This window comes from Streptomyces sp. NPDC002623, from assembly GCF_053592635.1.
Genome location: NZ_JBSFWB010000016.1, coordinates 52,583 through 74,660, shown reverse-complemented (window position 1 = coordinate 74,660; position 22,078 = coordinate 52,583). Strand labels below are relative to the sequence as shown.

The 22,078-nt window shown below is 72.2% G+C and carries 22 protein-coding genes; 7 read left to right on the top strand and 15 right to left on the bottom strand.

All coding sequences use genetic code 11. The features are described from left to right. Positions 1-31: 31 nt before the first annotated feature. The 6 genes from ACWD4O_RS27435 to ACWD4O_RS27410 all read right to left on the bottom strand — a co-directional run bounded on the left by ACWD4O_RS27435 (position 32) and on the right by ACWD4O_RS27410 (position 7,454). Positions 32-754, bottom strand: a complete 723-nt coding sequence (locus tag ACWD4O_RS27435; protein WP_451283728.1) for a lysophospholipid acyltransferase family protein — start codon at positions 752-754, stop codon at positions 32-34. A 106-nt stretch (positions 755-860) separates the two neighbouring features. After that, positions 861-2,114 carry a PP2C family protein-serine/threonine phosphatase gene (locus ACWD4O_RS27430; protein WP_451283726.1) on the bottom strand — a complete coding sequence of 418 codons (1,254 nt, stop codon included), beginning with the start codon at positions 2,112-2,114 and terminating at the stop codon, positions 861-863. A gap of 67 nt (positions 2,115-2,181) precedes the next feature. After that, positions 2,182-4,629, bottom strand: coding sequence for a SpoIIE family protein phosphatase (locus ACWD4O_RS27425; RefSeq protein WP_451283724.1), 2,448 nt, complete (start codon positions 4,627-4,629; stop codon positions 2,182-2,184). A 146-nt stretch (positions 4,630-4,775) separates the two neighbouring features. Further along, positions 4,776-6,029, bottom strand: coding sequence for an ornithine--oxo-acid transaminase (gene rocD, locus ACWD4O_RS27420; RefSeq protein WP_451283722.1), 1,254 nt, complete (start codon positions 6,027-6,029; stop codon positions 4,776-4,778). After that, positions 6,026-6,838, bottom strand: a complete 813-nt coding sequence (ddaH, locus tag ACWD4O_RS27415) for a dimethylargininase (RefSeq protein WP_451283720.1) — start codon at positions 6,836-6,838, stop codon at positions 6,026-6,028. Before ddaH ends, rocD begins: the two co-directional genes overlap by 4 nt. A 124-nt stretch (positions 6,839-6,962) precedes the next feature. Then, positions 6,963-7,454 carry an Lrp/AsnC family transcriptional regulator gene (locus ACWD4O_RS27410; protein ID WP_450949357.1) on the bottom strand — a complete coding sequence of 164 codons (492 nt, stop codon included), beginning with the start codon at positions 7,452-7,454 and terminating at the stop codon, positions 6,963-6,965. 78 nt (positions 7,455-7,532) lie between these two features. Here ACWD4O_RS27410 and ACWD4O_RS27405 point away from each other — a divergent pair, with 78 nt between their 5' ends. From ACWD4O_RS27405 to ACWD4O_RS27390, 4 genes are read left to right on the top strand one after another with little or no spacing between them, the layout of a single operon-like run. Beyond that, on the top strand, positions 7,533-8,282 hold the full coding sequence (locus tag ACWD4O_RS27405; protein ID WP_450949356.1) for a LytR/AlgR family response regulator transcription factor: 750 nt from the start codon (positions 7,533-7,535) through the stop codon (positions 8,280-8,282). A 4-nt stretch (positions 8,283-8,286) separates the two neighbouring features. Beyond that, positions 8,287-8,649, top strand: coding sequence for a hypothetical protein (locus ACWD4O_RS27400; protein ID WP_451283717.1), 363 nt, complete (start codon positions 8,287-8,289; stop codon positions 8,647-8,649). A 10-nt stretch (positions 8,650-8,659) separates the two neighbouring features. Next, entirely contained in the window at positions 8,660-10,390 is a 1,731-nt protein-coding gene (locus tag ACWD4O_RS27395) for a sodium/solute symporter (protein WP_451283715.1), read from the top strand. Next, the gene (locus ACWD4O_RS27390; RefSeq protein ID WP_451283713.1) at positions 10,387-11,592 is read left to right on the top strand and encodes a sensor histidine kinase; all 1,206 of its coding nucleotides are present in this window, start codon (positions 10,387-10,389) and stop codon (positions 11,590-11,592) included. Before ACWD4O_RS27395 ends, ACWD4O_RS27390 begins: the two co-directional genes overlap by 4 nt. 11 nt (positions 11,593-11,603) lie before the next feature. On the opposite strand, the gene ACWD4O_RS27385 is transcribed toward ACWD4O_RS27390, so the two are convergent. Continuing rightward, positions 11,604-11,777: a hypothetical protein gene (locus ACWD4O_RS27385; RefSeq protein ID WP_351910532.1), complete on the bottom strand. Its 174-nt coding sequence runs from the start codon at positions 11,775-11,777 to the stop codon at positions 11,604-11,606. A gap of 60 nt (positions 11,778-11,837) precedes the next feature. Continuing rightward, positions 11,838-12,788 (bottom strand): cytochrome c oxidase assembly protein, encoded by a 951-nt coding sequence (locus ACWD4O_RS27380; protein ID WP_451283711.1) that lies wholly within the window; start codon positions 12,786-12,788, stop codon positions 11,838-11,840. A 186-nt stretch (positions 12,789-12,974) separates the two neighbouring features. Between ACWD4O_RS27380 and ACWD4O_RS27375 the strand changes: the two genes are divergently transcribed. After that, positions 12,975-13,607, top strand: a complete 633-nt coding sequence (locus ACWD4O_RS27375) for an HAD family hydrolase (RefSeq protein WP_451283709.1) — start codon at positions 12,975-12,977, stop codon at positions 13,605-13,607. Positions 13,608-13,775: 168 nt separating this feature from the next. Here ACWD4O_RS27375 and ACWD4O_RS27370 read toward each other — a convergent pair whose 3' ends face one another. The 4 genes from ACWD4O_RS27370 to ACWD4O_RS27355 form a co-directional block, all read right to left on the bottom strand. Continuing rightward, complete coding sequence (locus tag ACWD4O_RS27370; protein ID WP_451283707.1) at positions 13,776-14,051, bottom strand: hypothetical protein; 276 nt, start codon at positions 14,049-14,051, stop codon at positions 13,776-13,778. A 228-nt stretch (positions 14,052-14,279) separates the two neighbouring features. Next, positions 14,280-15,305: a 6-phosphofructokinase gene (locus ACWD4O_RS27365; RefSeq protein WP_351910528.1), complete on the bottom strand. Its 1,026-nt coding sequence runs from the start codon at positions 15,303-15,305 to the stop codon at positions 14,280-14,282. Positions 15,306-15,498: 193 nt separating this feature from the next. After that, on the bottom strand, positions 15,499-16,227 hold the full coding sequence (locus tag ACWD4O_RS27360; protein ID WP_351910526.1) for a type 1 glutamine amidotransferase: 729 nt from the start codon (positions 16,225-16,227) through the stop codon (positions 15,499-15,501). Positions 16,228-16,247: 20 nt separating this feature from the next. Continuing rightward, positions 16,248-17,486 (bottom strand): MurT ligase domain-containing protein, encoded by a 1,239-nt coding sequence (locus ACWD4O_RS27355; RefSeq protein WP_451283704.1) that lies wholly within the window; start codon positions 17,484-17,486, stop codon positions 16,248-16,250. A 158-nt stretch (positions 17,487-17,644) separates the two neighbouring features. On the opposite strand from ACWD4O_RS27355, the gene def reads away from it, so the two are divergent. Next, entirely contained in the window at positions 17,645-18,199 is a 555-nt protein-coding gene (gene def / locus ACWD4O_RS27350; RefSeq protein ID WP_451283702.1) for a peptide deformylase, read from the top strand. 55 nt (positions 18,200-18,254) lie between these two features. Here def and ACWD4O_RS27345 read toward each other — a convergent pair whose 3' ends face one another. Next, complete coding sequence (locus tag ACWD4O_RS27345; protein WP_351910520.1) at positions 18,255-18,896, bottom strand: TetR family transcriptional regulator; 642 nt, start codon at positions 18,894-18,896, stop codon at positions 18,255-18,257. Between the two features lie 178 nt (positions 18,897-19,074). Between ACWD4O_RS27345 and ACWD4O_RS27340 the strand changes: the two genes are divergently transcribed. After that, positions 19,075-20,301 (top strand): acyl-CoA dehydrogenase family protein, encoded by a 1,227-nt coding sequence (locus ACWD4O_RS27340; RefSeq protein WP_451283700.1) that lies wholly within the window; start codon positions 19,075-19,077, stop codon positions 20,299-20,301. Between the two features lie 67 nt (positions 20,302-20,368). Here ACWD4O_RS27340 and ACWD4O_RS27335 read toward each other — a convergent pair whose 3' ends face one another. Beyond that, on the bottom strand, positions 20,369-20,605 hold the full coding sequence (locus tag ACWD4O_RS27335) for a DUF6213 family protein (RefSeq protein ID WP_062646401.1): 237 nt from the start codon (positions 20,603-20,605) through the stop codon (positions 20,369-20,371). A gap of 25 nt (positions 20,606-20,630) precedes the next feature. Beyond that, the gene (locus tag ACWD4O_RS27330; protein WP_451283699.1) at positions 20,631-22,016 is read right to left on the bottom strand and encodes an NADP-dependent succinic semialdehyde dehydrogenase; all 1,386 of its coding nucleotides are present in this window, start codon (positions 22,014-22,016) and stop codon (positions 20,631-20,633) included. Positions 22,017-22,078: the final 62 nt, after the last annotated feature.

Below are 22,078 nucleotides of genomic sequence, written 5' to 3'. Positions count from 1 at the left end.
TCCGGCCGCCCCTCCGCGTGTCGACGTCCCCTCAGCGCAGCGGTATGCGCGGGAACCGGCGCTGCTTGTCGGCCGCCGCGGCCTGCTGTGCCTTCACCACCGCCGCGTACTCGTCGACGTACTCCTGCCCGGACAGGGTCAGGATCGCGTACATGATCTCGTCGGTGATCGCGCGCAGGATCGCCTTCTCGTTCTCCATCCCGGCGTACCGGGAGAAGTCCAGCGGCTTGCCGAAGCGGATCACCACCGGGTGCAGGTTGGGGACGATCTTGCCGGGCGGCTGCGCCTCGAAGGTGCCGATCATCGCGCAGGGGATCACCGGCACCTGGGCCTGCAGGGCCATCACCGCGACGCCGACCTTGCCCTTGTAGAGGCGGCCGTCGTGCGAGCGGGTGCCCTCGGGGTAGATGCCGAGCAGTTCGTCCTTGCCCAGCACGCCGAGGCCTTCGCGGATCGCGGCCTGGCCCGCGTCCTTGCCGGAACGGTCGACCGGGATCTGGCCCGCGCTGTGGAAGAACGCCGCGGTCAGCCGCCCCTTGAGACCGGGGCCCGTGAAGTACTCGGCCTTCGCAAGGAAGGTGATGCGCCGCTTGAGGACCGCGGGCATCAGGAAGTGGTCCGCGAACGACAGATGGTTGCCGGCGACGATCGCCGCCCCCGACTCCGGTACGTGCTCCAGGCCCTCGATGCGCGGGCGGAAGGCCAGCTTCAACAACGGGCCCAGCAAGACGTACTTGAGCACGTAGTAGAACAACGGGTAGCTCCTCACTCCGGTGGATCCGCGACGATCGGCCGCGGCACCAGGTTCCTGCCGCCGGTGGTCGCACAGCAAGTCCGCGGTCCGGGTTGTCGCAGGTCCGTCACAGCCGTACGACGACGAGGGCCGTGTCGTCGGTTGCGCCGCCGGGCGGCAGAAGCTCCAACAGGACGGCGTCGGCCAGGGTTTCGGGGTCGTCCTCCCGGTGTCGGGCGAGGGCGTCGGCGAGGCGGCCCACGCCCGTGTCGATGTCCTCGTGCCGCCGTTCCACCAGACCGTCGGTGTACAGGGCGAGGGTGGCGCCGTTGGCGTAGGCGGTGCACGCCTGCGGGCGGGGGACCGGGGCGGGGCGGGCGTCGAGCGGGGGGTCGGTGGCCCGGTCGAGGAACTCCACGCGCCCGTCGGCGTGCACGAGGACGGGCGGGGGGTGCCCGGCGCTGCTGTAGGTGATGGTGTGGTGGTCGAAGTCGATGAACGTGGTGACCGCGGTGGCCGACTCGGCGCCGTCCACGACATGCGCGTACCGCCCGAGGACGTTCAGCGCCTCGGCCGGGCCCGCGGCCACCCGGGAGGCCGCGCTGAGCGCGCTGCGCAGCTGGCCCATCACCCCGGCGGCCTCCAGACCGTGTCCGACGACGTCGCCCACCGAGACGCCGATGCGGTTGCCGCCGACGAGGTCGACCAGGTCGTACCAGTCCCCGCACACATTGAGCGCGCCGACCGCCGGCCGGTAGCGCACGGCCGCCCGGTGGTGGCCCACCTGGCGGCGGGCGGGCAGCATCGCCTCCTGCAGGGCCAGGGCCACCTCGCGCTCCCGGGCGTGGGCCAGCCGCAGCCGCTCGTTGAGCTCCTGGAGCTCCCGGGCGCGGGTGTACAGCTCGGCCTCCAGGACGCGCCCCCGGCTGCCCGCCCGCGACCCGCCCCCGCCCGCCCCGCGGCCGCCGCGGGCCCGGATCAGCTCGGTGACCTCCTCGACGCGGTGCACCAGCAGCACCACCGACCCGTCCGGGCCGTACACCGGCGCGTTGACCGGGCTCCAGTAGCGCTCCTCCCACTCGCCGGGCCGCTCGGCCGACTCGACGTCGTAGCGCTGCAGCGCCATGGCGTCCCGGTCGCCGGTGGCCAGCACCCGCCGCAGCGAGGCCTCCAGGTTGCGCATGCCGCTTGCGGCCTTGTCGGTGGGGTTGTCGGGGAAGACGTCGAAGAGGTGCCGGCCGATCATCTGCTCGCGCTTGCGGCCCGCCACGCGCAGGTACTCCTCGTTGGCGTCCGCGTACACCAGCTCGGGCGTCAACAGCGCCACCATGCCCGGCAGGGCCTGGAACACCGCCGCGTAGTCGATCGCCGTGTCGTTCATGGCTAGCGCCCCATCCGCCGGTTTTGCCATATTTTCTCACGTGAGGTGATGTGAGGGGGCTCGCCTGTCACCCGCCGGGGTCCGTGAGCGACTGCTCGGCCCAGATGACCTTCCCCTCGCCGAGGAAACGGGTGCCCCACCGCTGGGTGACCTGGGAGACCAGCAACAGCCCGCGGCCGCCCTCGTCGGTGGCGCGCGGATGGCGCAGATGGGGTGCGGTGGCGCCGCCGTCGAAGACCTCGCAGACCAGCGTGCGCTCGCGGATCAACCGGAGCCGGATCGGCCCGGTGGCATAGCGGATCGCATTGGTGACCAGCTCGCTGACGACCAGCTCGGTGGTGAACGACAGCTCCGAGAGTCCCCATTCCGCCAGACGCAGGCTCGCGGTCTTGCGGGCCTCGGCGACCGCCGCGGGATCGGCGGGCAGCTCCCAGTCGGCGACCCGGTCGGCGGCCAGCCGACGGGTCCGGGCCATCAGCAGGGCCACATCGTCGTGCGGACGGTCCGGGACGAGGGCGTCGATCACCGCCCGGCAGCGCAGCTCCAGCGTGTCCGCCGAGCGCTCCAGGGCCCGCCGCAGCCGTGCCCGGTCGGTGTCCAGCGCCCAGTCCTCGCCCTGGGCCAGCAGCCCGTCCGTGTGCAGCGCGAGCGTGCTGCCCTCCGGCAGGGGCACCTCCGTCGACTCGAACGGCGGCCCGCCCGCGCCGAGCGGCGACGCCTGCGGCAGCTCGACGAAGTGCACGGTCCCGTCGGGCAGGACGACGGCCGGGGCGGGCTGCCCGGCGGCGGCCATCGTGCACCGCCCGTCGACGGGGTCGTAGACGACGTACACGCACGCGGACCCTACCGCCTGCGTCCCGTCGGTCCGGGGCTGCGCCTCCTGCGCCACGCCCTCCTCGTGGTCCATCCGGGCGACCAGGTCGTCGAGGTGCGCGAGGATCTCCTCGGGCGGCAGGTCCAGGGCGGCGAGGGTGCGCACCGCGGTCCGTACCCGGCCCATGGCCGCGGCGGCGTCGATGCCGTGCCCGGGCACCTCGCCGACCACCAGGGCCACCCGGGCCCCGGACAGCGGGATCAGGTCGTACCAGTCGCCGCCGAGGCCGGTCAGCTCGTCGGCCGGCCGGTAGCAGGCGGCCACCTCGACGGCGTCCTGCTCGGGCAGCCGGCGGGGGAGCAGGTTGCGCTGGAGCACCAGAGCCGCGTCGCGTTCGCGGGTGTAGCGGCGGGCGTTGTCCACGCAGACGGCCGCCCGTGAGACGAGGTCCTCGGCCAGGGCCAGATCGTCCTCGTCGAAGGGCTCGCGCCGGTCGCCGCGCAGGAACGTGGTGACGCCCAGGGTGGCGCCGCGCGCCCGGACCGGCACGATCAGGGCACTGGGCCGTTCGGACCCGGCGGGCGGGTCGGCCACCCACTCCATGCCGAGGGCGTCCGGCGGGTCGAGCCGTTCGACCCGCCAGGGCCGTCCGCCGACCAGAGCGCGAACCGGAGGCGATCCGGCCCGGTGGACGACCGCAGGGGTGCCGGTCGGCGTCTCGGGCCCGCCGGCCGTCCGCCGGCCCGCCCTGCGCAGCGTGACGGAGCCCTCGGGGCCGTCCGCCGCCTGCCCCGGTGCGGGCTCCGCGCCGCGCAGCACCGGCTCCAGCAGGTCCACGGTGACGACGTCGGCGAACTCCGGCACCGCCACGTCCGCCAGCTCCTGTGCGGTCCGCGCGATGTCCAGGCTGCGGCCGATGTGCCGGCCGGCCCGGTCGAGCAGGGCCAGCCGCTGCCGGGCGCGATGCCGTTCGGTCATGTCCACGACCGTGTAATAGACGCCCATCGGGCTGCCGTGGTCGTCGTCCAGCCGGGTGAACGACAGCATGTGCGCCGTCTCCCGGTACGGCGCGGCCTGAACGTGCCCCAGGTGTTCGTACCCGACGACGGTCTCGCCGTTCTCCAGCACCTGCTGCATCTGCGCCTCGACGGCCTCGGAGTCGAGCCCCGGCTGCACATCGGCCAGCCGCAGCCCCAGCCGGTGCTCGGGCGGGCCGCCGCCGAACCGGGAGAGGGCCGCGTTCGACCACACATAGCGCAGGTCGGTGTCCACGATCGCTATGCCGATCGGGGAACCGGCGACCATCTGCTCCAGCATCGACCGGCTCATGTTCCAGCCGGGGGCGTCGCCCATCTCGTTCATCAGCACCAGCCAGCGCGCCGGGCCGCCGGGCTCGTGCGCCGAGGTGATCCGGGCCATGACCGGGATCGCCCGGCCGTCCATCCGGCGGGCCGACAGCAGTCCCGCCCAGCCGCCCTCCCGACGGCACCGCTCGAGGACGTCCGGCAGCCGCGCGGCGTCCGCGTGGGTGAGCAGCCCGGCCAGGGACCGGCCCACCGCCTCGGTGGCCGGATACCCCAGCAACCGCTGGGCGTCCCTGGTCCAGCTCGTGACCGCGCCCCGTGTGTCGAGCAGCAGGGGCGCGGTGTCCGCCACGTCGAACCGCCGGCGGGCAACGTCGTCCTCGTCGTGTGTGCCCACGGTCGACCTCTCTGTCGCTGAGAGTGGTCTACCACCTCCTGACCCAATCTTCACCCTGCCTGCACGACAGCGGCTGAGCCACCCGGGACTCCGACCGGGGCGACCGACCGCCGTACCCGGCCGGCTCCCGGGTGACGGCGGGTCCGTCAGGCCCCCTGGGCCAGCACCCTCTCCAACGCGGCCAGCGCCGCGCCCAGTTCCTCGCCGGTGATGGTCAGCGGCGGCGCCAGCCGGATCGTCGAGCCATGGGTGTCCTTGACCAGGACGCCCTCCCGCATCAGCCGCTCGCTCACCTCACGGCCGGTGCCGACGGCCGGGTCGACGTCCACGCCCGCCCACAGTCCGCGCGCCCGGAAGCCGACGACGCCCTTGCCGACCAGCCCGGTCAGCCCGTCCCGCAGGACGACGCCCAGCTCGGCCGCCCGGCGCTGGAACTCACCCGTCTCCAGCAGCTCCACCACCGCCGTGCCGACCGCGGCGGCCAGCGGATTGCCGCCGAACGTCGACCCGTGCTCGCCCGGCCGCAGCACGGACAGCACCTCGCGCCGGGCCACCACCGCCGACACCGGCACGATCCCGCCGCCCAGTGCCTTGCCGAGCAGCAGCACATCGGGCACGACCCCCTCGTGGTCCAGGGCCAGCGTCCGCCCGGTGCGCCCGAGCCCGGACTGGATCTCGTCCGCCACGAAGAGACAGTCCGCCCGCCGGGTCAGCTCCCGCACCCCGGCGAGATAGCCGTCGTCGGGGATGACGACGCCCGCCTCGCCCTGGATCGGTTCGATCAGCACCGCCGCCGTGGTCTCGTCGACCGCGGCCTCCAGCGCGGCCAGGTCGTTGTACGGGACGACCCGGAAGCCCGGCGTGAACGGCCCGAAGCCGGCCCGGGCCGTCTCGTCCGTCGAGAAGCTCACGATGGTCGTCGTACGGCCGTGGAAGTTGTCGGCGGCGACCACGATCGTCGCCCGGTCGGCCGGGACGCCCTTCACCTCGTACGCCCACTTGCGGGCCACCTTGACCGCGCTCTCGACCGCCTCCGCGCCGGTGTTCATCGGCAGGACCATGTCCAGGCCGGTCAACTCCGCGAGCCGCTCGGCGAACTCGGCGAGGCGGTCGTTGTGGAAGGCGCGGGAGGTCAGCGTGAGCCGGTCCAGCTGGCGGTGGGCCGCCTCGATCAGCAGTGGATGGCGGTGGCCGAAGTTGAGGGCCGAGTAGCCGGCCAGCATGTCGAGGTAGCGGCGGCCCTCGACGTCCTCCACCCAGGCGCCCTCGGCGCGCGCGACGACCACGGGCAGCGGATGGTAGTTGTGCGCGAGGACCGGACCCTCGGCGCGGATCAGCTCGTCGGACGAGCGCGCGGAGTCGGCGGCGGACGAACGCGGGGGGACGACGGGCGCGGTCATGAGCGGATCTCCTGGGTGCAGCACTTGATGCCGCCGCCGGCTTTGTGGAACTCCGACAGGTCGACGGGGACGGGAAGGTAGCCGTGCTCGCCGAGCCGGGCGGCGAGCGCCTCGGCCTGCGGCGCGATGAAGACATGGCGGCCGTCGGAGACGGAGTTCAGCCCGAACGCCAGCGCGTCGTCCCGGGTCGCCAGGACGGCGTCCGGGAACAGCCGCGCCAGCACCTCGCGACTGCCGGGCGAGAACGCCTCCGGGAAGTACGCGATGTTCTCCTCGTCCAGCACGAACAGCGCCGTGTCCAGGTGGTAGAAGTGCGGGTCGACCAGGGTCAGGCTGATCACCGGATGGCCGAAGAACTCCTGCGCCTCGCGGTGCGCCTCCCGGGTGGTCCGGAACCCGGTGCCGGCCAGCATGTACCGGCCCGTCCACACCAGGTCGCCCTCGCCCTCGCAGACGGACTCGGGCCGGTACACCTCGTACCCGGCCGCCTTGAACCAGGTGTCGTAGTGCACGGACTCACCACGCCGCTCGGGCGCGTGGAACAGGGAGCCGAAGACCCGGCCGCCGACGACGACCGCCGAGTTCGCGGCGAAGACCATGTCGGGCAGACCGGGCGCCGGCTCCACGGTGTCCACGGTGTGGCCGTGGGACCGGTAGGCGCTGATCAGCGCCTGCCACTGACCCCGGGCGAGATCGACGTCGACCGGGGTGTCGGGATGCATCCAGGGGTTGATCGCGTACTGCACGGCGAAGTGTCTGGGTTCGCAGACGAGAAAGCGCCGAGAGCGCAGCGCACGGGTATCGGACACAGAGGGGTTCCTCCGCTTCCAACGGTGTCGACTGAGGGTTGACACCACGGTACGAAGCGGGAGATACGCCGGACAAGAAACAAGAGCTGCGTGTCCACGCAGGAATCCTGCGTCTTGACCCGTCTCAACGCACGCCTGGTGCGGCCTGCGTCGCTCCCGCCTCCGGACTCTCCGGCAGCAGATGCGACAGCACCATCACGCTGATCGTCTTCCGGATGAACGGCTCGGACCGGATCCGCTCCAGCACGTTCTCGAAATGCTCCACGTCCCGCGCCCGCACGTGCAGCAGCGCGTCCGCCCCGCCCGTCACCGTCATCGCCGCGGTGATCTCCGGATGGTTGCGCACCACCTCCGCCAGCCGTCTGGGGGGCGCGGCGCCCTCGCAGTACACCTCCACGTACGCCTCCGTGCGCCAGCCCAGTGCCGACGGCTGCACGGTGGCCGTGAACCCCGTGATCACCCCGGTCTCCCGCAACCGGTCCACCCGGCGCTTCACGGCCGTCGAGGAGAGACCCACAGCCGTGCCGATCTCGGCGAAGCTCGTCCGGGCGTTCGCCATCAGAGCGGTGATGATCTTCCGGTCGAGCTCGTCGAAAGGGGCGGTCGCGCTGTTCATGCGGGCACTGTATCCAGCGCACAGGTCCACACCCCGGTACATGTCCAGTGGTGCGGATCGCCCCTACACTCCACCTTCATGCTGCGTGCCCTCGCCGTCGACGACGAACGCCCCTCGCTGGAAGAGCTGCTCTACCTGCTCACCGCGGATCCGCGGATCGGCAGCGTGGAGGGCGCCGGCGACGCGACCGAGGCGCTGCGCCGCATCAACCGCGCCCTGGAGTCCGGCCCCGCGGGCCCCGAGGCCATCGACGTCGTCTTCCTCGACATCCAGATGCCCGGCCTCGACGGCCTCGACCTGGCCCGGCTGCTCACCGGCTTCGCCCGACCCCCGCTGGTCGTCTTCGTCACCGCCCACGAGGACTTCGCCGTCCAGGCCTTCGACCTGAAGGCCGTCGACTACGTCCTCAAACCCGTCCGCAAGGAACGCCTCGCCGAGGCCGTGCGGCGCGCCGCCGAACTGCGCGGCGCCGCCCCGCACATCCCCGTGCACGAGCCCGACCCGGATCACATACCCGTCGAACTCGGCGGAGTGACCCGCTTCGTCGCCGTCGACGACATCACCCACGTCGAGGCCCGGGGCGACTACGCCCGCCTGCACACCGACCGCGGCAGCCACCTCGTCCGCATCCCCCTGTCCACCCTGGAGGAGCGCTGGCGCGCCCGCGGCTTCGTCCGCATCCACCGCCGCCACCTCGTCGCCCTGCGCCACATCGGCGAACTCCGCCTGGACGCGGGCACGGTGAGCGTCCTGGTCGGCGGCGAGGAGCTCCAGGTCAGCCGCCGCCACGCCCGCGAACTGCGGGACCTGCTGATGAGGAGGACGTAGCTCGATGCCTCAGGACCCCGTCGAGCGGCGGGTCGTCGTCTCCGGTCCCGCCCGCCGTACCAGCCGCCGCGCCTCCGGCTACTACCGCCCGCGCACCGAGATCGACGAGCAGACCACCCTCGGTCACACCTATGTCCGCTCCCTCATGCGCTCCCAACTGCGCGCCGCCCTCACGGTGTTCGCCGTCCTCGCGCTCCTCGTCGGCCCGCTGCCGCTGCTCTTCGCGGCGATGCCCGACGCCCACCGCCTCGAATGGGCGGTCCTCGGCTTCTGCCTCTACGCCCCGCTCGTCCTGCTCGCCCGCTGGTACGTGCGCCGCGCCGAACGCAACGAGCGGGACTTCGTCCGGCTGGTCGAGGACCGATGAGGGACGCGCGATGAACTCGACGTTCGCCGTCCCCGCCGTCGCCCTCGTCGTCGTCGCGACCGTCCTCGTCGGCGCCTTCGGCCTGCGCATCTCCCGTACCACCTCCGACTTCTACGTCGCCTCCCGCACCGTCGGCCCCCGCCTCAACGCGGCCGCCATCAGCGGCGAGTACCTCTCCGCCGCCTCCTTCCTCGGCATCGCGGGGCTGGTCCTGGTCCAGGGCCCGGACATGCTCTGGTACCCGGTCGGCTACACCGCCGGCTATCTGGTCCTGCTGCTCTTCGTCGCCGCCCCGCTGCGCCGCTCCGGCGCCTACACGCTCCCCGACTTCGCCGAGGCCCGGCTGGCCTCCCAGTCGGTCCGGCGGCTCGCGGGCGCCTTCGTGGTCGGCGTGGGCTGGCTCTATCTGCTGCCCCAACTCCAGGGCGCGGGACTGACGTTGACCGTCCTGACGGGCGCCCCCGACTCGCTCGGCGGGCTGATCGTCGCCGTGGTCGTCACGGCGACCGTCGCCGCGGGCGGCATGCGCAGCATCACCTTCGTACAGGCCTTCCAGTACTGGCTCAAGCTCACCGCGCTCCTCGTCCCCGCCGTCTTCCTGCTCCTCGCCTGGCAGGGCGACGGAGCCCCCCAGAACGCCTTCGACGAACCGGCCTCCTTCCGCGAACAGCGGGTCGTCCGGGTCGAGGACACCCTGGACCTCAGGCTGCGGAGCCCCCTGACCGTGACGGTGGACGGCCGCGTCGACGGGCGTCCGCACAAGGACGCCGTCCTTCGCCTGCCCGCCGGCGCCCACCGCATCGAGCGCGGCACCCGCCTCACCTTCGCCGAGGGCGCCGCCGTGCCCGTCGCCGAGCGCGGCAACAACGGCGGCATGTCCACCTCGCTGGCCGTCGGCCGCGAGGAGCGCCCCCTGTACGCCACCTACGGACTGATCCTCGCCACGTTCCTCGGCACCATGGGCCTGCCGCACGTCGTCGTGCGCTTCTACACCAGCCCGCACGGAGTGGCCGCCCGCCGCACCACGGTCGCCGTTCTCGCCCTCATCGGCGCCTTCTACCTGCTGCCGCCCGTCTACGGCGCGCTGGGCCGCATCTACGCCCCCGAGCTCGCCCTCGGCGGCGACGCCGACGCGGCCGTCCTGCTGCTGCCCGACCGGGTGATCGGCGGCCTCGGCGGCGACCTGCTCGGCGCGCTGGTCGCCGGGGGAGCGTTCGCCGCGTTCCTGTCCACGGCTTCGGGGCTGACGATGGCCGTGGCGGGCGTGCTCACCCAGGACGTCCTGCCGACCCGCGGCGTACGGCACTTCCGGCTCGGCACCGGCCTCGCCATGGCCGTGCCCCTCGCCGCGAGCCTGCTGGTGGGCGGGCTGCCGGTGGCCGACGCCGTCGGACTGGCGTTCGCGGTGTCGGCGTCCTCCTTCTGCCCGCTGCTCGTCCTCGGCATCTGGTGGCGCCGGCTGACCCCGCCCGGCGCGGCCGCCGGGATGCTGGTGGGCGGCGGGTCGGCGTTCCTCGCCGTCGCCGCCACCATGGCCGGCTTCCCCGGCACGGGCGGACTGCACGCCCTGCTCGCCTGGCCGGCGCTGTGGTCCGTGCCGCTCGGCTTCCTCACCATGATCCTGGTGTCCCTGGCCACCCCGGGCCGGGTCCCGGCCGGAACGGCGGCGATCCTGGCCCGCTTCCACCTCCCGGAGGAACTGCGCACGGAGGAGCTGCGGGCCGCGGAGGCGAAGGCATGAGCGACTTCCTGGCGGGCGTCTGCATCGCGATCCTCCCCTTCGTCGCCGCGGGCTTCTGGCTGGGCCGCCGCACCGCCCGCCCGGAGAGCCTGGGCGGCCTCGGCACCCCGGTCGAGCACGCCACCTTCCAGACCCTGCACACCGCCTCCCTCGCCGCGCCCCCGCTGCGGGCCGGCCTCACGGAGGAGACGGCCCGCAGATCGGCCCGCAGACTGCGCACCCTGCTCGGCACGGACGCCCTGTGCCTGACCGACGAGAAGGAGGTGCTGGCCTGGGACGGAGTGGGCGGACACCACCGTGCGGAGATCATGGAGCGGCTCGCCGGGCCCCTGGAGAGCGGCCGGGGCGAGGCCTTCCCGCTCAGCTGCGAGCACGCCGACTGTCCCGTCCGCTGGGCGGTGCTCGCCCCGCTCACCGTCGACGACCGGGTGCACGGCGCCCTCGTAGCCTGCGCGCCCCGCGAGTCCGCGGTGCTGGTCCGGGCGGCCGGCGAGGTGGCCCGCTGGGTGAGCGTCCAGCTGGAGCTGGCGGACCTCGACCAGTCCCGGACGAAGCTGATCGAGGCGGAGATCAAGGCCCTGCGCGCCCAGATCTCCCCGCACTTCATCTTCAACTCGCTCGCGGTGATCGCGTCGTTCGTGCGCACCGACCCCGAGCGGGCCCGCGAACTGCTCCTGGAGTTCGCCGACTTCACCCGCTACTCGTTCCGCCGGCACGGCGACTTCACCACCCTGGCCGACGAACTCCACGCCATCGACCACTACCTGGCCCTGGTCCGGGCCCGCTTCGGCGACCGCCTCGCCGTCACCCTCCAGATAGCCCCCGAGGTACTCCCGGTGGCCCTGCCCTTCCTCTGTCTGCAGCCCCTCGTGGAGAACGCCGTCAAACACGGACTGGAGGGCAAGGCCGACAAATGCCATATCCAGATCACCGCGCAGGACGCCGGCGCCGAGGCCCTCGTGGTCATCGAGGACGACGGCGCCGGCATGGACCCGGTCGCGCTGCGCCGCATCCTGGCCGGCGAGGTCAGCCCGTCCGGCGGCATCGGGCTGTCCAACGTGGACGACCGGCTGCGCCAGGTCTACGGCGACGACTACGGCCTCGTCATCGAGACCGCCCTCGGAGCGGGCATGAAGATCACCGCCCGGCTGCCGAAGTACCAGCCGGGCGTGCACTCGGCGGCCCGCCTCACCCGCGAGTAGCTCTCAGGCGCTCAGTTCGTCGTTCGCAGCACGATCAGCGCGAGGGTGATCAGCCCCAGCACGACCCAGCCGAACCACAGCCAGCCGTTGCTGCCGAGCGCCACCGTGTAGGCGGTCACCATGACGAGTCCGCCGACGGTGAGCACCCCCATGGTCTTCGTCGAACTGTCCGTGGTACCGGCCATCGCGACACCCTCCTCAGGCCGCCCTCCCACAGGGCGGTCCCCCTCCATGGTGCCCCGGGTTCAGCGCCCGCGTGCGTCGAGCGACGCAAGATAGGCGTTGTACGCCTCCAGCTCCTGGTCCCCGTCCCGGTCGGCGGCCCGGTCCTTGCGCTTGGCCTGCCGCTGCTCGGAGCCGTACCACTGGAACAGCAGGGCGATCAGCACCAGCACGGACGGGACCTCGCTGAACGCCCAGGCGATGCCGCCGGCCGCGTTCTGGTCGGAGAGCGCGTCGATGCCGAGCGAGGCGGGCGGGTTCTTGAATGTCTCGACCATCGGCTGCGAGGCCATCATCAGCGCGATGCCGAAGAACGCGTGGAACGGCATGCCCGCGAACAGCTCCAGCATCCGCATCAGATAGCCCGGCCGCTCCGGCCCCGGATCCACGCCGATGATCGGCCAGAAGAACACCACGCCGACCGCGAGGAAGTGCACCATCATCGCGACGTGCCCCGTCCTGGAGCCCATCAGGAAGTCGAACAGCGGCGTGAAGTACAGCGCGTAGAGACTCGCGATGAACAGCGGGATCGTGAACGCGGGATGGGTGATGATCCGCATATAGCGGCTGTGCAGCAGCATCAGCAGCAGCTCACGCGGCCCCTTGCGGCCCCGGCCGGCGGCCGGCAGCGCGCGCAGCGCGAGCGTCATGGGGGCGCCCAGCAGGATCAGGATCGGCGACAGCATGCTGATCACCATGTGCTGCACCATGTGCACGCTGAACATGACCATCCCGTAGTCGTTCAGCGCGGTGCACATCACGAGCATGATGGTGAGCACCCCGACGACGAACGAGACGGTCCGCGCCACCGGCCACGCGTCCCCGCGCCGCCGCAGCCGCAGCACCCCCCACCCGTACAGCCCGAGCCCCACCAGACAGGCGACGAGGAAGAACGGATCCGCCGACCACTGAAGACCTCGCCCCAGCGTGAACGGCGGCAGATCCATGGTCATACCGTGCCCGCCGTGATCCATTGTGGGCAGCTCCTGATTCGTGGGGGGTTGTACGTTTCCTGCCGCCCACCAGAGTAGAGAAGCCCCCGGCGGCCCCCGGCACCGGGGCCGGTGCGCCTCCCGCGCGGCGGCGCCCCCGGCCGGCGCCCGGCCCGTTCACCCGGGCGGTCCCGACTCGGAGGCGTTCACCGCGGGCAGGCATGTGCCATGTCTGTCATCTTCTTCGACATCGGGGCGACCCTCGCGGACCCCCACCGGGAACCCGACGGCTCGTTCACGCTGGAGCCCCTGCCACGGGTCCGCGCCGTGCTGAGCGCCCTGCGCGAGGTACGCAAGGGCGTCATCTCCAACCCCGGTTCGGAGGAGGCCGCCGTGGCGCGGGCGCTGGCGGAGGCGTTCCCCGGGGATTTCACGGACGCGGCCCTGGTGCACTGGGGTGTGAAGGACAGCCGCGGGATCTTCGACCGGGCGGTCCTCGACACCGGGGGAGCGGCGGCCGACGACTGTGTCTTCGTGGGCGAGAACCCCCAGGAGCGCGGTTTCGCACGGGAGGCGGGGATGCGTACCGCGGCTCACCCGGTGTTCGCCGTCGCGGCGACGGAGAACCGTCCCGTGCTCCGGGCACGGATCGAGTTGCGGGTCGGTCAGGACGTGGGCTCGTTGAACGCGGCCATGAACGAGACCGAGGCCGTTCCCGCCGAGGTCGTCTCCGAGCGGCTCGTGCTCGCCCTGGTGACCGCGCGGGGCGTCGAGGCGCTGGCGACGGCCGGTTTCACGGTGGACGTGCGGGGGGCGGCGGAGGAGACGGCGACCCCCGGCGAGCGGCGACGCCGAGCATGACGACGCCGAGCGCAGGGCGACCGAGAAATTCGTCAGCGACCTGCTGGTCCGCGGTGAGGCGGTCTTCGAGGGCGAGGAGCCGACTCCGCGGACGACGCATGTGATCGAGCGCGCGGACGACGGACGGCTCTCCGCCCGTCGTCCGCGCTTTTCCACCGGCCGCTGAGGTCAGCCGAAGCACCGCCGGACCAGGGCGAGGCCCTCGCCGGTCGAGAGCGGCTGGGCGATGCCGTACATCGCCCCCTGGACGCTGACCGCCGTCAGACCGAGGTCGTCGCCCCCGCCCGGCGTCGCCGCGGTGATCCCGGCGGCCCGGCTCGACACCTCCGGCTCGGTGAGGGACGTTGCAGCCTCCAGGGAGAGGATGCCGTGCCGGATGAACGCCGAGCGCAGGGACGGACCGATCTCGTTGCTCTCGCACGTGGCGACGGTGACGCCCGCCACCGTCCGGCTGCGGCGCGGGCTCCGCGATGGCCGTCGGGAAGGGCTGGGTGTCGAGCTGCGGCACGGGATGCGGTACGGGCATGTTGACCTGCGGAGGAAATCCGGGGTCGTCCTCGTACACCAGAATGCGAGCACAAGCGGGCGGAGACGCCGGTGGCCCGTGCGCGCACGGGCCACCGGAGCCATGACGGACTGCGGCCGATCAGGTGACGGGACCGCGCCGGACGGCTAGAGCACGCACTCCGCTTCCGCGTACCGATCCGCCGGCACGGTCTTCAGCGTCTCCACGGCCGCGGCCAACGGCACCATCACGATGTCGGTGCCCCGAAGCGCCGTCATGTTCCCGAACTCCCCGCGATGCACCGCCTCCACCGCATGCCACCCGAACCGGGTCGCCAGCACCCGGTCGTACGCGGTCGGCGTGCCGCCCCGCTGCACATGCCCCAGGATGACCGGCCGAGCTTCCTTCCCGAGCCGGTTCTCCAGCTCGATGGAGAGCTGCCGGGCGATCCCGGCGAACCGCTCGTGCCCGTAGATGTCCTTCGCACCCTCGTCGAAGGCCATCGAGCCGGCCTTCGGCTTGGCCCCCTCCGCGGCGACGACGATCGCGAACCGCTTGCCCGCCTCGAACCGCTCGCCGACCCGACGGGCCAGCTCCTCGATGTCGAAGGGCCGTTCCGGCACGACGATGGCGTGGGCGCCGGCCGCCATGCCGGACTGCAGCGCTATCCAGCCGGTGTGCCGCCCCATGACCTCGACGACGAGCACCCGCTGGTGGGACTCGGCGGTGGTCTTCAGCCGGTCCAGCGCCTCGGTCGCGACGCCGACCGCCGTGTCGAAGCCGAAGGTGACGTCGGTGACGGCGATGTCGTTGTCGATGGTCTTCGGCACGCCGACGATGGGCAGCCCCGCGTCGGACATCAGCCGGGCCGCCTTGAGCGTGCCCTCACCGCCGATCGGGATGATCGCGTCGAGGCCGAGCTCCGCGACATGGCCCCGGGCGCGCTCGACGCCGTCCCGCAGATGCGAGGGCTGGACCCGGGAGGAACCGAGGATCGTGCCGCCGCGGGCGAGGATGCCGCTCACCGCGTCGAGGTCGAGCTTGAGGTAGTCGCACTCCAGGAGGCCCTTCCAGCCGTCCCGGAAGCCGATGACCTCGTCGCCGTGGTCGGCGACGGCACGGTGCACGACGGACCGGATGACGGCGTTCAGGCCGGGGCAGTCGCCGCCGGACGTGAGGACACCAATGCGCATAGCCCGCAACAACCTTCTCCACGTGGGCCGGACCCGGACCACACTGTCCGGCTCGAATCCCCGCCACCCTAACCGCAGGAGGGGGCGGGGCCGAAGCACACGTCCGCCTGCTGGACGTGCCTGCTCACCTGTGCGGATGCACCGTCAGACGGGCTGCTGACGGCACTCTGAAAATCAGGTGAACGACACCCGGTCAGGCAGGCTGCTGCGCCGCCGCGATGCGTTCGCCCCGGAGCGCCTCGTACCAGCGGTCGTCGCTCGGCGGGAGCGCGTTCACGTCGAGCGCCAGCTTCAGCAGCAGGTCCGCGATCAGCGGGTTCCTGGCCAGCACCGGCCCGTGCATGTAGGTGCCGAACACGGTGTCGTTGTACGCGCCCTCGGTGCCGTCGCCCGTGCCGTTGCCCTTGCCGATCTGGACGCGGGCGAAGGGGCGGGCGGTCGGGCCGAGGTGGGTGACGCCCTGATGGTTCTCGAAGCCGGTCAGCTGCGGCAGACCGAGCCGCGGGTCGATGTCCGCGAGGACGTCGCCGACGCACCGCTCGCCCTCGCCGCGCACCGTGGTGACGTCCAGCAGACCGAGACCGGGCTCGCGCTGGCCCAGGTCGTTGACGAACTCGTGGCCCAGGATCTGGTAGCCGGCGCAGACCGCGAACACGATCGCGCCGTTGTTCACCGCCTGGTACAGATGCGCGTCCCGCCGCAGCCGCTCCGCCGCCAGCCGCTGCGGCCGGTCCTCGCCGCCGCCGATGAAGTAGATGTCACCGGAGGTCGGGATCGGCTGGTCGCTGCGCACGTCGAGACGGGCCACGTCGAGGCCGCGCTGCCGCGCCCGGCGCTCCACGACCAGGACGTTGCCCTGGTCGCCGTAGGTGCTGAGCAGGTCCGGGTAGACCCACACGATCCGAAGCTGGTTGTCGCTCATGAAGTGGTCGTCCTTCGGGGTCAGTTGCCGACGCGGCGGCGCAGGTCCTGGAACGCGGTGTAGTTCGCGATGACCTCGATCCGGCCCGGCGGCGCCTGCTGCACGGCCTGGTCGAGGCTCTCGCACACCTGGAAGTGCTGGTTGGCGACCTCCAGGCGCACCGCCAGGTCCAGCTTCCGGTCGCCGAGGACGAAGATCGGGTGGCCGGTCAGCCGCGTGTAGTCGACGTCCCACAGCCAGGAGGTGTCGGTGCCGTCGGCGCCGCGCGCGTTCACCGCGAGGATCACCGGGGTGGGCGGCGGATCGATCAGGCTGAACGTCTCGAGCCAGCCCGCCGGGTTCTTCGCCAGCAGCAGCCGCAGGTCACGGCCCTGGAACTGGACGACGTCATAGCGTCCGGCGACGGCCTGCACCTGGTACATCCGCTCCAGCGCCACCTGCGGCGGCACCCCGAAGACGGCGGCGACGGCGGCCGAGGAGGCGGCGTTGGCCTTGTTGGCGCGACCGGGCAGCTGCAGGTGGATCGGCCAGGCGGAGCCGTGCGGGTCGAGCACATGGTCCCCGGAGAGCGTCCAGCTCGGCCGCGGCCGCCGGAAGCCGCACTCACCGCAGAACCAGTCGTCGCCGGGCCGCTGCATGACGCCGCCGCAGGACGGGCACGACCAGGCGTCGTCCTTCCACATCTGGCCGGCGGCCACCCAGATCACGTTCGGGGAGGAGGAGGCGGCCCACACGATCAGCGGGTCGTCGGCGTTCGCGACGATGACGGCCTTCGAACCGGCGAGCCCCTCACGCCAGTTCTCCGCGAGCATGCGCGTCTCGGCGGCCCGGTCCAGCTGGTCGCGGGAGAGGTTGAGCAGCGCGATGCACTTGGGGGCGGTGTCCCGGGCCACGCCCGCGAGGTACTTCTCGTCGACCTCGATGACGCCGTACTTCGAGTCCGAACCGCCCGCGAGGGCCGAGGTGATGCCGGCCGGCATGTTGGCGCCGAGCGCGTTGGACACGACCGGCCCGGCGGCCCGCAGCGCCTCGGCGATGAGCCTGGTGGTCGTCGTCTTCCCGTTCGTCGCCGAGACGAGGATGACGTCCAGGTTCTGGGCGAGCCGGGCGAGGAGGTCGGGGTCGAGTTTGAGCGCCACCCGGCCGCCGATCACCGAACCGCTGCCGCGCCCCGCGGCGCGAGATGCCGCTGCGACCGCCTTGCCCGCGGTCACGGCGATCTTGGCCCGCGGCGTGAGCGGGTCCGAGTTGCCTGCCATCAGTTCTCGATCCTCCTTGCGTACGCGCCGCGCCTCTGCCGTACGGCAACGTGGTAGGTGGTCAGCCTATCGAGATCCATTCGCACTCCCGAATCCCGGCACCACCACCCGCCCGCGGACGGCATGCGCGTGTCAGAAAGGACCGTACCCTTGCCGCCATGCGACAAGGCTCCATCCCGGGCGCTCACGGGCGCGTCCGGCCCCTCACCCTGCTCGGCGATCCCGTCCTGCACGCCCCTTGCGAGGACGTCACCGACTTCGGCCCCGAACTCGCCCGTCTCGTGGAGGACATGTTCGCCACGATGTACGCGGCCCAGGGCGTGGGCCTCGCCGCGAACCAGGTGGGCGAGCGGCTGAAAGTCTTCGTCTACGACTGCCCGGACGACGACGACGTCCGCCACCTGGGCCATGTGGTGAATCCCCGCCTGGTGGAGACGGACGGCATCGTCCTGCGCGGCCCGGAGGGCTGTCTCTCCCTGCCGGGCCTGGAGGCGGGAACGGAGCGGTACGACGAGGCGGTGGTCGAGGGCTTCACGGCGACGGGCGAGCCGATCACGGTACGAGGCACGGGTTTCTTTGCCAGATGCTTGCAACACGAGTGCGACCACCTGGAGGGGCTGGTCTACGCGGACAGGGTGACCGGCTGGCGCCGGAGACGACTGATGCATCAAGTGACCCGAGCTTCTTGGCACAGGGCGGGGTCGCTGACTTAGGGGCGCGGGGAACTGCGCGACCAGCCCCCACCGACCTGCAGCCGGAAAACAACCCTCAGAACCCGGGCCCCCCGACCTTGTCCCCCGCCGCCGCCAGGCGACCCCACAACAAATCGGCCAGACTCCGCACCAGCTCCGCCCGTGTGCAGGGCCGCTCGCCCAGCCACCAGTCACCGGCCGCGTGCATCATCCCGACGATCCCGTGCCCCCACACCCGGGCGAGCTGCTGACTCCCGGGCCCGAGATCCAGCCGTTCCTCGATGACCTGGGCCAGCTCCTCGCCCATCCGCCGAAGCAGCGGAGCCGAGTGCTTGCCGACGTCGAACCCCTGCTCCCCGGGCGACCCGTCGGCCGGATGCATCAGGAACCGGTACACCTGGGGCCGGGCCTCGATGGCGGCGAGGTAGGTGTCGAGCGTGGCCTCGACCCGCTCCCGGCGCTCGGCCGGAGCGTCCAGCGCCGCCCGCAGCGAGTCCAGCAGGGCGTCCGTGTGCCGCTTGGCAAGGGCGGCGTAAAGCCCGCCCTTGTCGCCGAAGTGGCGGTAGAGGATGGGCTTGGTGATGCCGGCCTCGGCGGCGATGGCGTTCATCGAGGCCTGTGGGCCGTCGCGCAGCACCACCCGGTCGGCGGCCTCCAGCAGCTCGCGCCGTCGGCGGTCGGCGGACCGTTGCTGCTCGGTCCGCTGCGTGGTGTCCATGTGCTCTCCCCACCCGTGCTGATTCGGTGACGCCTGCGCAAACTAACACCTGGCAGCAGCCTGACATCGAACGGGCCGGAGGGCTCCAGGCCTGCCATCAGGAGTTGACTTTTCCTACCAGCGGGTAACAGACTCCGGGTTACCGCTAGTAACACGCACGTTCCGCCCTGGAGGGGACATGGCCGAGTTCACCATGGAGCTCAACGACGAACAGCAGGAGGTCCGGGACTGGCTGCACGGCTTCGCGGCCGACGTCATCCGCCCCGCGGCCGCCGAGTGGGACGAGCGTGAGGAGACTCCCTGGCCGGTCATCCAGGAGGCCGCGAAGGTCGGCATCTACTCCCTCGACTTCTACGCGCAGCAGTACTTCGACCCCACCGGCCTCGGCATCCCGATGGCCATGGAGGAGCTGTTCTGGGGCGACGCGGGCATCGCCCTCTCCATCGTGGGCACCGGCCTGGCCGCCGTGGGCGTGCTCGCCAACGGGACCGAGGAGCAGATCGGCACCTGGATCCCGCAGATGTACGGCGACGCCAATGACGTCAAGGTGGCCGCGTTCTGCTCCTCCGAGCCCGACGCCGGCTCCGACGTCGCCTCCATGCGCACGCGGGCCGTGTACGACGAGGCCAAGGACGAGTGGGTGATCAACGGCACGAAGACCTGGGCGACCAACGGCGGCATCGCCAACGTCCATGTGGTCGTCGCGGTCGTGGACGCCGAGCTCGGCTCCAAGGGGCACGCCTCCTTCATCGTCCCGGCGGGCACCCCGGGGCTCGCCCAGGGCCAGAAGTTCAAGAAGCACGGCATCCGCGCCTCGCACACCGCCGAGGTGGTCCTCGACAACGTGCGCGTCCCCGGCGCCTGCCTCCTCGGCGGCAAGGAGAAGCTGGACGAGCGCCTCGCCCGGGCGCGCGAGCGGGCGAAGTCGGGGGGCGAGCGCGTGAAGAACGCGGCGATGGCGACCTTCGAGGCCTCGCGCCCCGCGGTCGCCGCCATGGCCGTCGGCACGGCCCGCGCCGCCTACGAGGTGGCCCTGGACTACGCGATGACGCGTGAGCAGTTCGGCCGGCCGATCATCGACAACCAGGGCGTCGCCTTCCAGCTCGCGGACATGCGCACCCAGATCGACGCCGCGCGGCTGCTGACCTGGCGGGCCTCCTGGATGGCGATCAGCGGGAAGCCGTTCACCGCGGCCGAGGGCTCGATGTCGAAGCTGTTCGCCAGCGAGACCGCGAAGAAGGTCACCGCGCAGGCGATCCAGATCCTCGGCGGCAACGGCTACACCCGGGAGTACCCGGTGGAGCGGATGCACCGCGACGCCGCGATCTACACGATCTTCGAGGGGACGAGCGAGATCCAGCGCCTGGTGATCGCGCGGACGCTCTCCGGGATGCCCATCCGGTAGCGGCCGGTCTGCGGGTGCGTGGGGGCTGGTCACGCAGTTCCCCGCGCCCGGCAACGAAACCGGACCCCTACGGCGTCCCACCGCTGCTGTGCGCAATACACGCCACGTCGATGCGGTCGGCCAGCTTCGCCAGCTCGATCGTCAGCGCGGCCACCGTGTCCTCGTCCAGACCGTCGGCCCCGGCCTCGACCAGATGCAGCCACCGCCCTCCCAGCGTGCGGAGCAGCTTGCTCACGTCGGCCGCGGCCACCTGCAAGGTCCCGCGGTCGTCGACGATCAGAGGCAGAGTCACTTCGCGGTTCACACCCGGGATCGTAGCCGCGCGGCGCTCACACACCGTGCCAAACCGTGGTGATGTTGCAGAACTCTCGGATTCCGTGCCCGGACAGCTCACGGCCGTATCCGGACCGCTTCACCCCGCCGAACGGGAACCCCGGATGGGACGCGGTCATCCCGTTGACGAACACCCCGCCGGCCTCCAGATCCCGGACGAACCGGTCCACCTCGGCGTCCTCGCGCGTCCACACGTTGGAGCTCAGCCCGAACGGCGAGTCGTTGGCGATGAGCACCGCCTCGTCCAGGTCGCCCGCCCGGTACAGCGTCGCGACCGGCCCGAACGCCTCCTCGCGGTGGATGCGCATCTCACGGGTGACACCGGCGAGGACGGTCGGCGGGTAGTACCAGCCGGGCCCCTCGGGCCGCTCGCCCCCGCACAGCACGTCGGCGCCGGAGCGCCGCGCGTCGTCCACCAGCTCCTCCAGGTCCGCCCGCCCCTGTTCGCTCGCCAGCGGCCCGACCTCCGTCTCCTCCAGCAGCGGGTCGCCGACCTTCAGCGCCGCCATGCCCGCCACGAACCGGGCGGCGAACGCGTCGTACACGTCCGTGTGAACGATGAACCGTTTGGCGGCGATGCACGACTGCCCGTTGTTCTGCACGCGCGCGGTCACCGCGATCTGCGCCGCCCGGTCGACGTCCGCCGACGGCATGACCACGTACGGGTCGCTGCCGCCCAGCTCCAGCACGGTCTTCTTGACCATCTCGCCGGCCGTGGAGGCGACCGCCCGCCCGGCCGGCTCGCTCCCGGTCAGCGTCGCCGCCTTGACGCGCTCGTCGCGCAGGATGTCGTCCACCGCCCCGGAACCGACGAGCAGGGTCTGGAAGCAGCCCTCGGCGAAGCCGGCCCGGTGGAACAGGTCCTCCAGGTACAGGGCGGTCTGCGGAACGTTCGAGGCGTGCTTGAGCAGGCCCACATTGCCCGCCATCAGCGCCGGCGCGGCGAACCGGACCACCTGCCACAGCGGGAAGTTCCACGGCATCACCGCGAGCACCGGACCGAGCGGCCGGTACCGGACCAGGACGCGGGCGGCGCCGGAGTCCTTCACATCGGCGGCGGCCGGCTCCTCGTCGGCGAGGAGCTCCGCCGCGTGCTCGGCGTACCAGCGCATCGCCCTGGCGCACTTCGCGGCCTCCGCGCGCGCCTGCTTCACCGGCTTGCCCATCTCGGTCGTCATGACCCGGCCGATGGCGGCCTGGTCCTCCTCCAGGAGGTCGGCGGCCCGGTTCAGCAGGCGGGCGCGTTCGGCGTACGTCGTCGCCCGGTACGTACGGAACGTGGCCTCGGCGAGCTGGAGCCGGCGCTCCAGCTCCTCCTCGCCCATGGCCTCGTACGTCCGAAGCGTCTCGCCGCTGGCCGGATTCACCGTCGCGATGGGCATGACCGACCTCCTGAAGAGCTGACCGTGCTTCGACCTTCCCGCGCCGGACCCGGGGCCGCAAC

What these genes read in the sequence shown, in the direction of transcription:
- ACWD4O_RS27385 (WP_351910532.1), bottom strand. Translation starts at nt 11,777, where the DNA reads ATGGCCGGTACCACGGACAGTTCGACGAAGACCATGGGGGTGCTCACC.
- ACWD4O_RS27365 (WP_351910528.1), bottom strand. Translation starts at nt 15,305, where the DNA reads ATGCGCATTGGTGTCCTCACGTCCGGCGGCGACTGCCCCGGCCTGAAC.
- ACWD4O_RS27360 (WP_351910526.1), bottom strand. Translation starts at nt 16,227, where the DNA reads ATGAGCGACAACCAGCTTCGGATCGTGTGGGTCTACCCGGACCTGCTC.
- def (WP_451283702.1), top strand. Translation starts at nt 17,645, where the DNA reads ATGCGACAAGGCTCCATCCCGGGCGCTCACGGGCGCGTCCGGCCCCTC.
- ACWD4O_RS27410 (WP_450949357.1), bottom strand. Translation starts at nt 7,454, where the DNA reads ATGAACAGCGCGACCGCCCCTTTCGACGAGCTCGACCGGAAGATCATC.
- rocD (WP_451283722.1), bottom strand. Translation starts at nt 6,029, where the DNA reads ATGACCGCGCCCGTCGTCCCCCCGCGTTCGTCCGCCGCCGACTCCGCG.
- ACWD4O_RS27400 (WP_451283717.1), top strand. Translation starts at nt 8,287, where the DNA reads ATGCCTCAGGACCCCGTCGAGCGGCGGGTCGTCGTCTCCGGTCCCGCC.
- ACWD4O_RS27405 (WP_450949356.1), top strand. Translation starts at nt 7,533, where the DNA reads ATGCTGCGTGCCCTCGCCGTCGACGACGAACGCCCCTCGCTGGAAGAG.
- ACWD4O_RS27380 (WP_451283711.1), bottom strand. Translation starts at nt 12,788, where the DNA reads ATGGATCACGGCGGGCACGGTATGACCATGGATCTGCCGCCGTTCACG.
- ACWD4O_RS27390 (WP_451283713.1), top strand. Translation starts at nt 10,387, where the DNA reads ATGAGCGACTTCCTGGCGGGCGTCTGCATCGCGATCCTCCCCTTCGTC.
- ACWD4O_RS27330 (WP_451283699.1), bottom strand. Translation starts at nt 22,016, where the DNA reads ATGCCCATCGCGACGGTGAATCCGGCCAGCGGCGAGACGCTTCGGACG.
- ACWD4O_RS27430 (WP_451283726.1), bottom strand. Translation starts at nt 2,114, where the DNA reads ATGAACGACACGGCGATCGACTACGCGGCGGTGTTCCAGGCCCTGCCG.
- ACWD4O_RS27340 (WP_451283700.1), top strand. Translation starts at nt 19,075, where the DNA reads ATGGCCGAGTTCACCATGGAGCTCAACGACGAACAGCAGGAGGTCCGG.
- ACWD4O_RS27395 (WP_451283715.1), top strand. Translation starts at nt 8,660, where the DNA reads ATGAACTCGACGTTCGCCGTCCCCGCCGTCGCCCTCGTCGTCGTCGCG.
- ACWD4O_RS27355 (WP_451283704.1), bottom strand. Translation starts at nt 17,486, where the DNA reads ATGGCAGGCAACTCGGACCCGCTCACGCCGCGGGCCAAGATCGCCGTG.
- ACWD4O_RS27345 (WP_351910520.1), bottom strand. Translation starts at nt 18,896, where the DNA reads ATGGACACCACGCAGCGGACCGAGCAGCAACGGTCCGCCGACCGCCGA.
- ACWD4O_RS27375 (WP_451283709.1), top strand. Translation starts at nt 12,975, where the DNA reads ATGTCTGTCATCTTCTTCGACATCGGGGCGACCCTCGCGGACCCCCAC.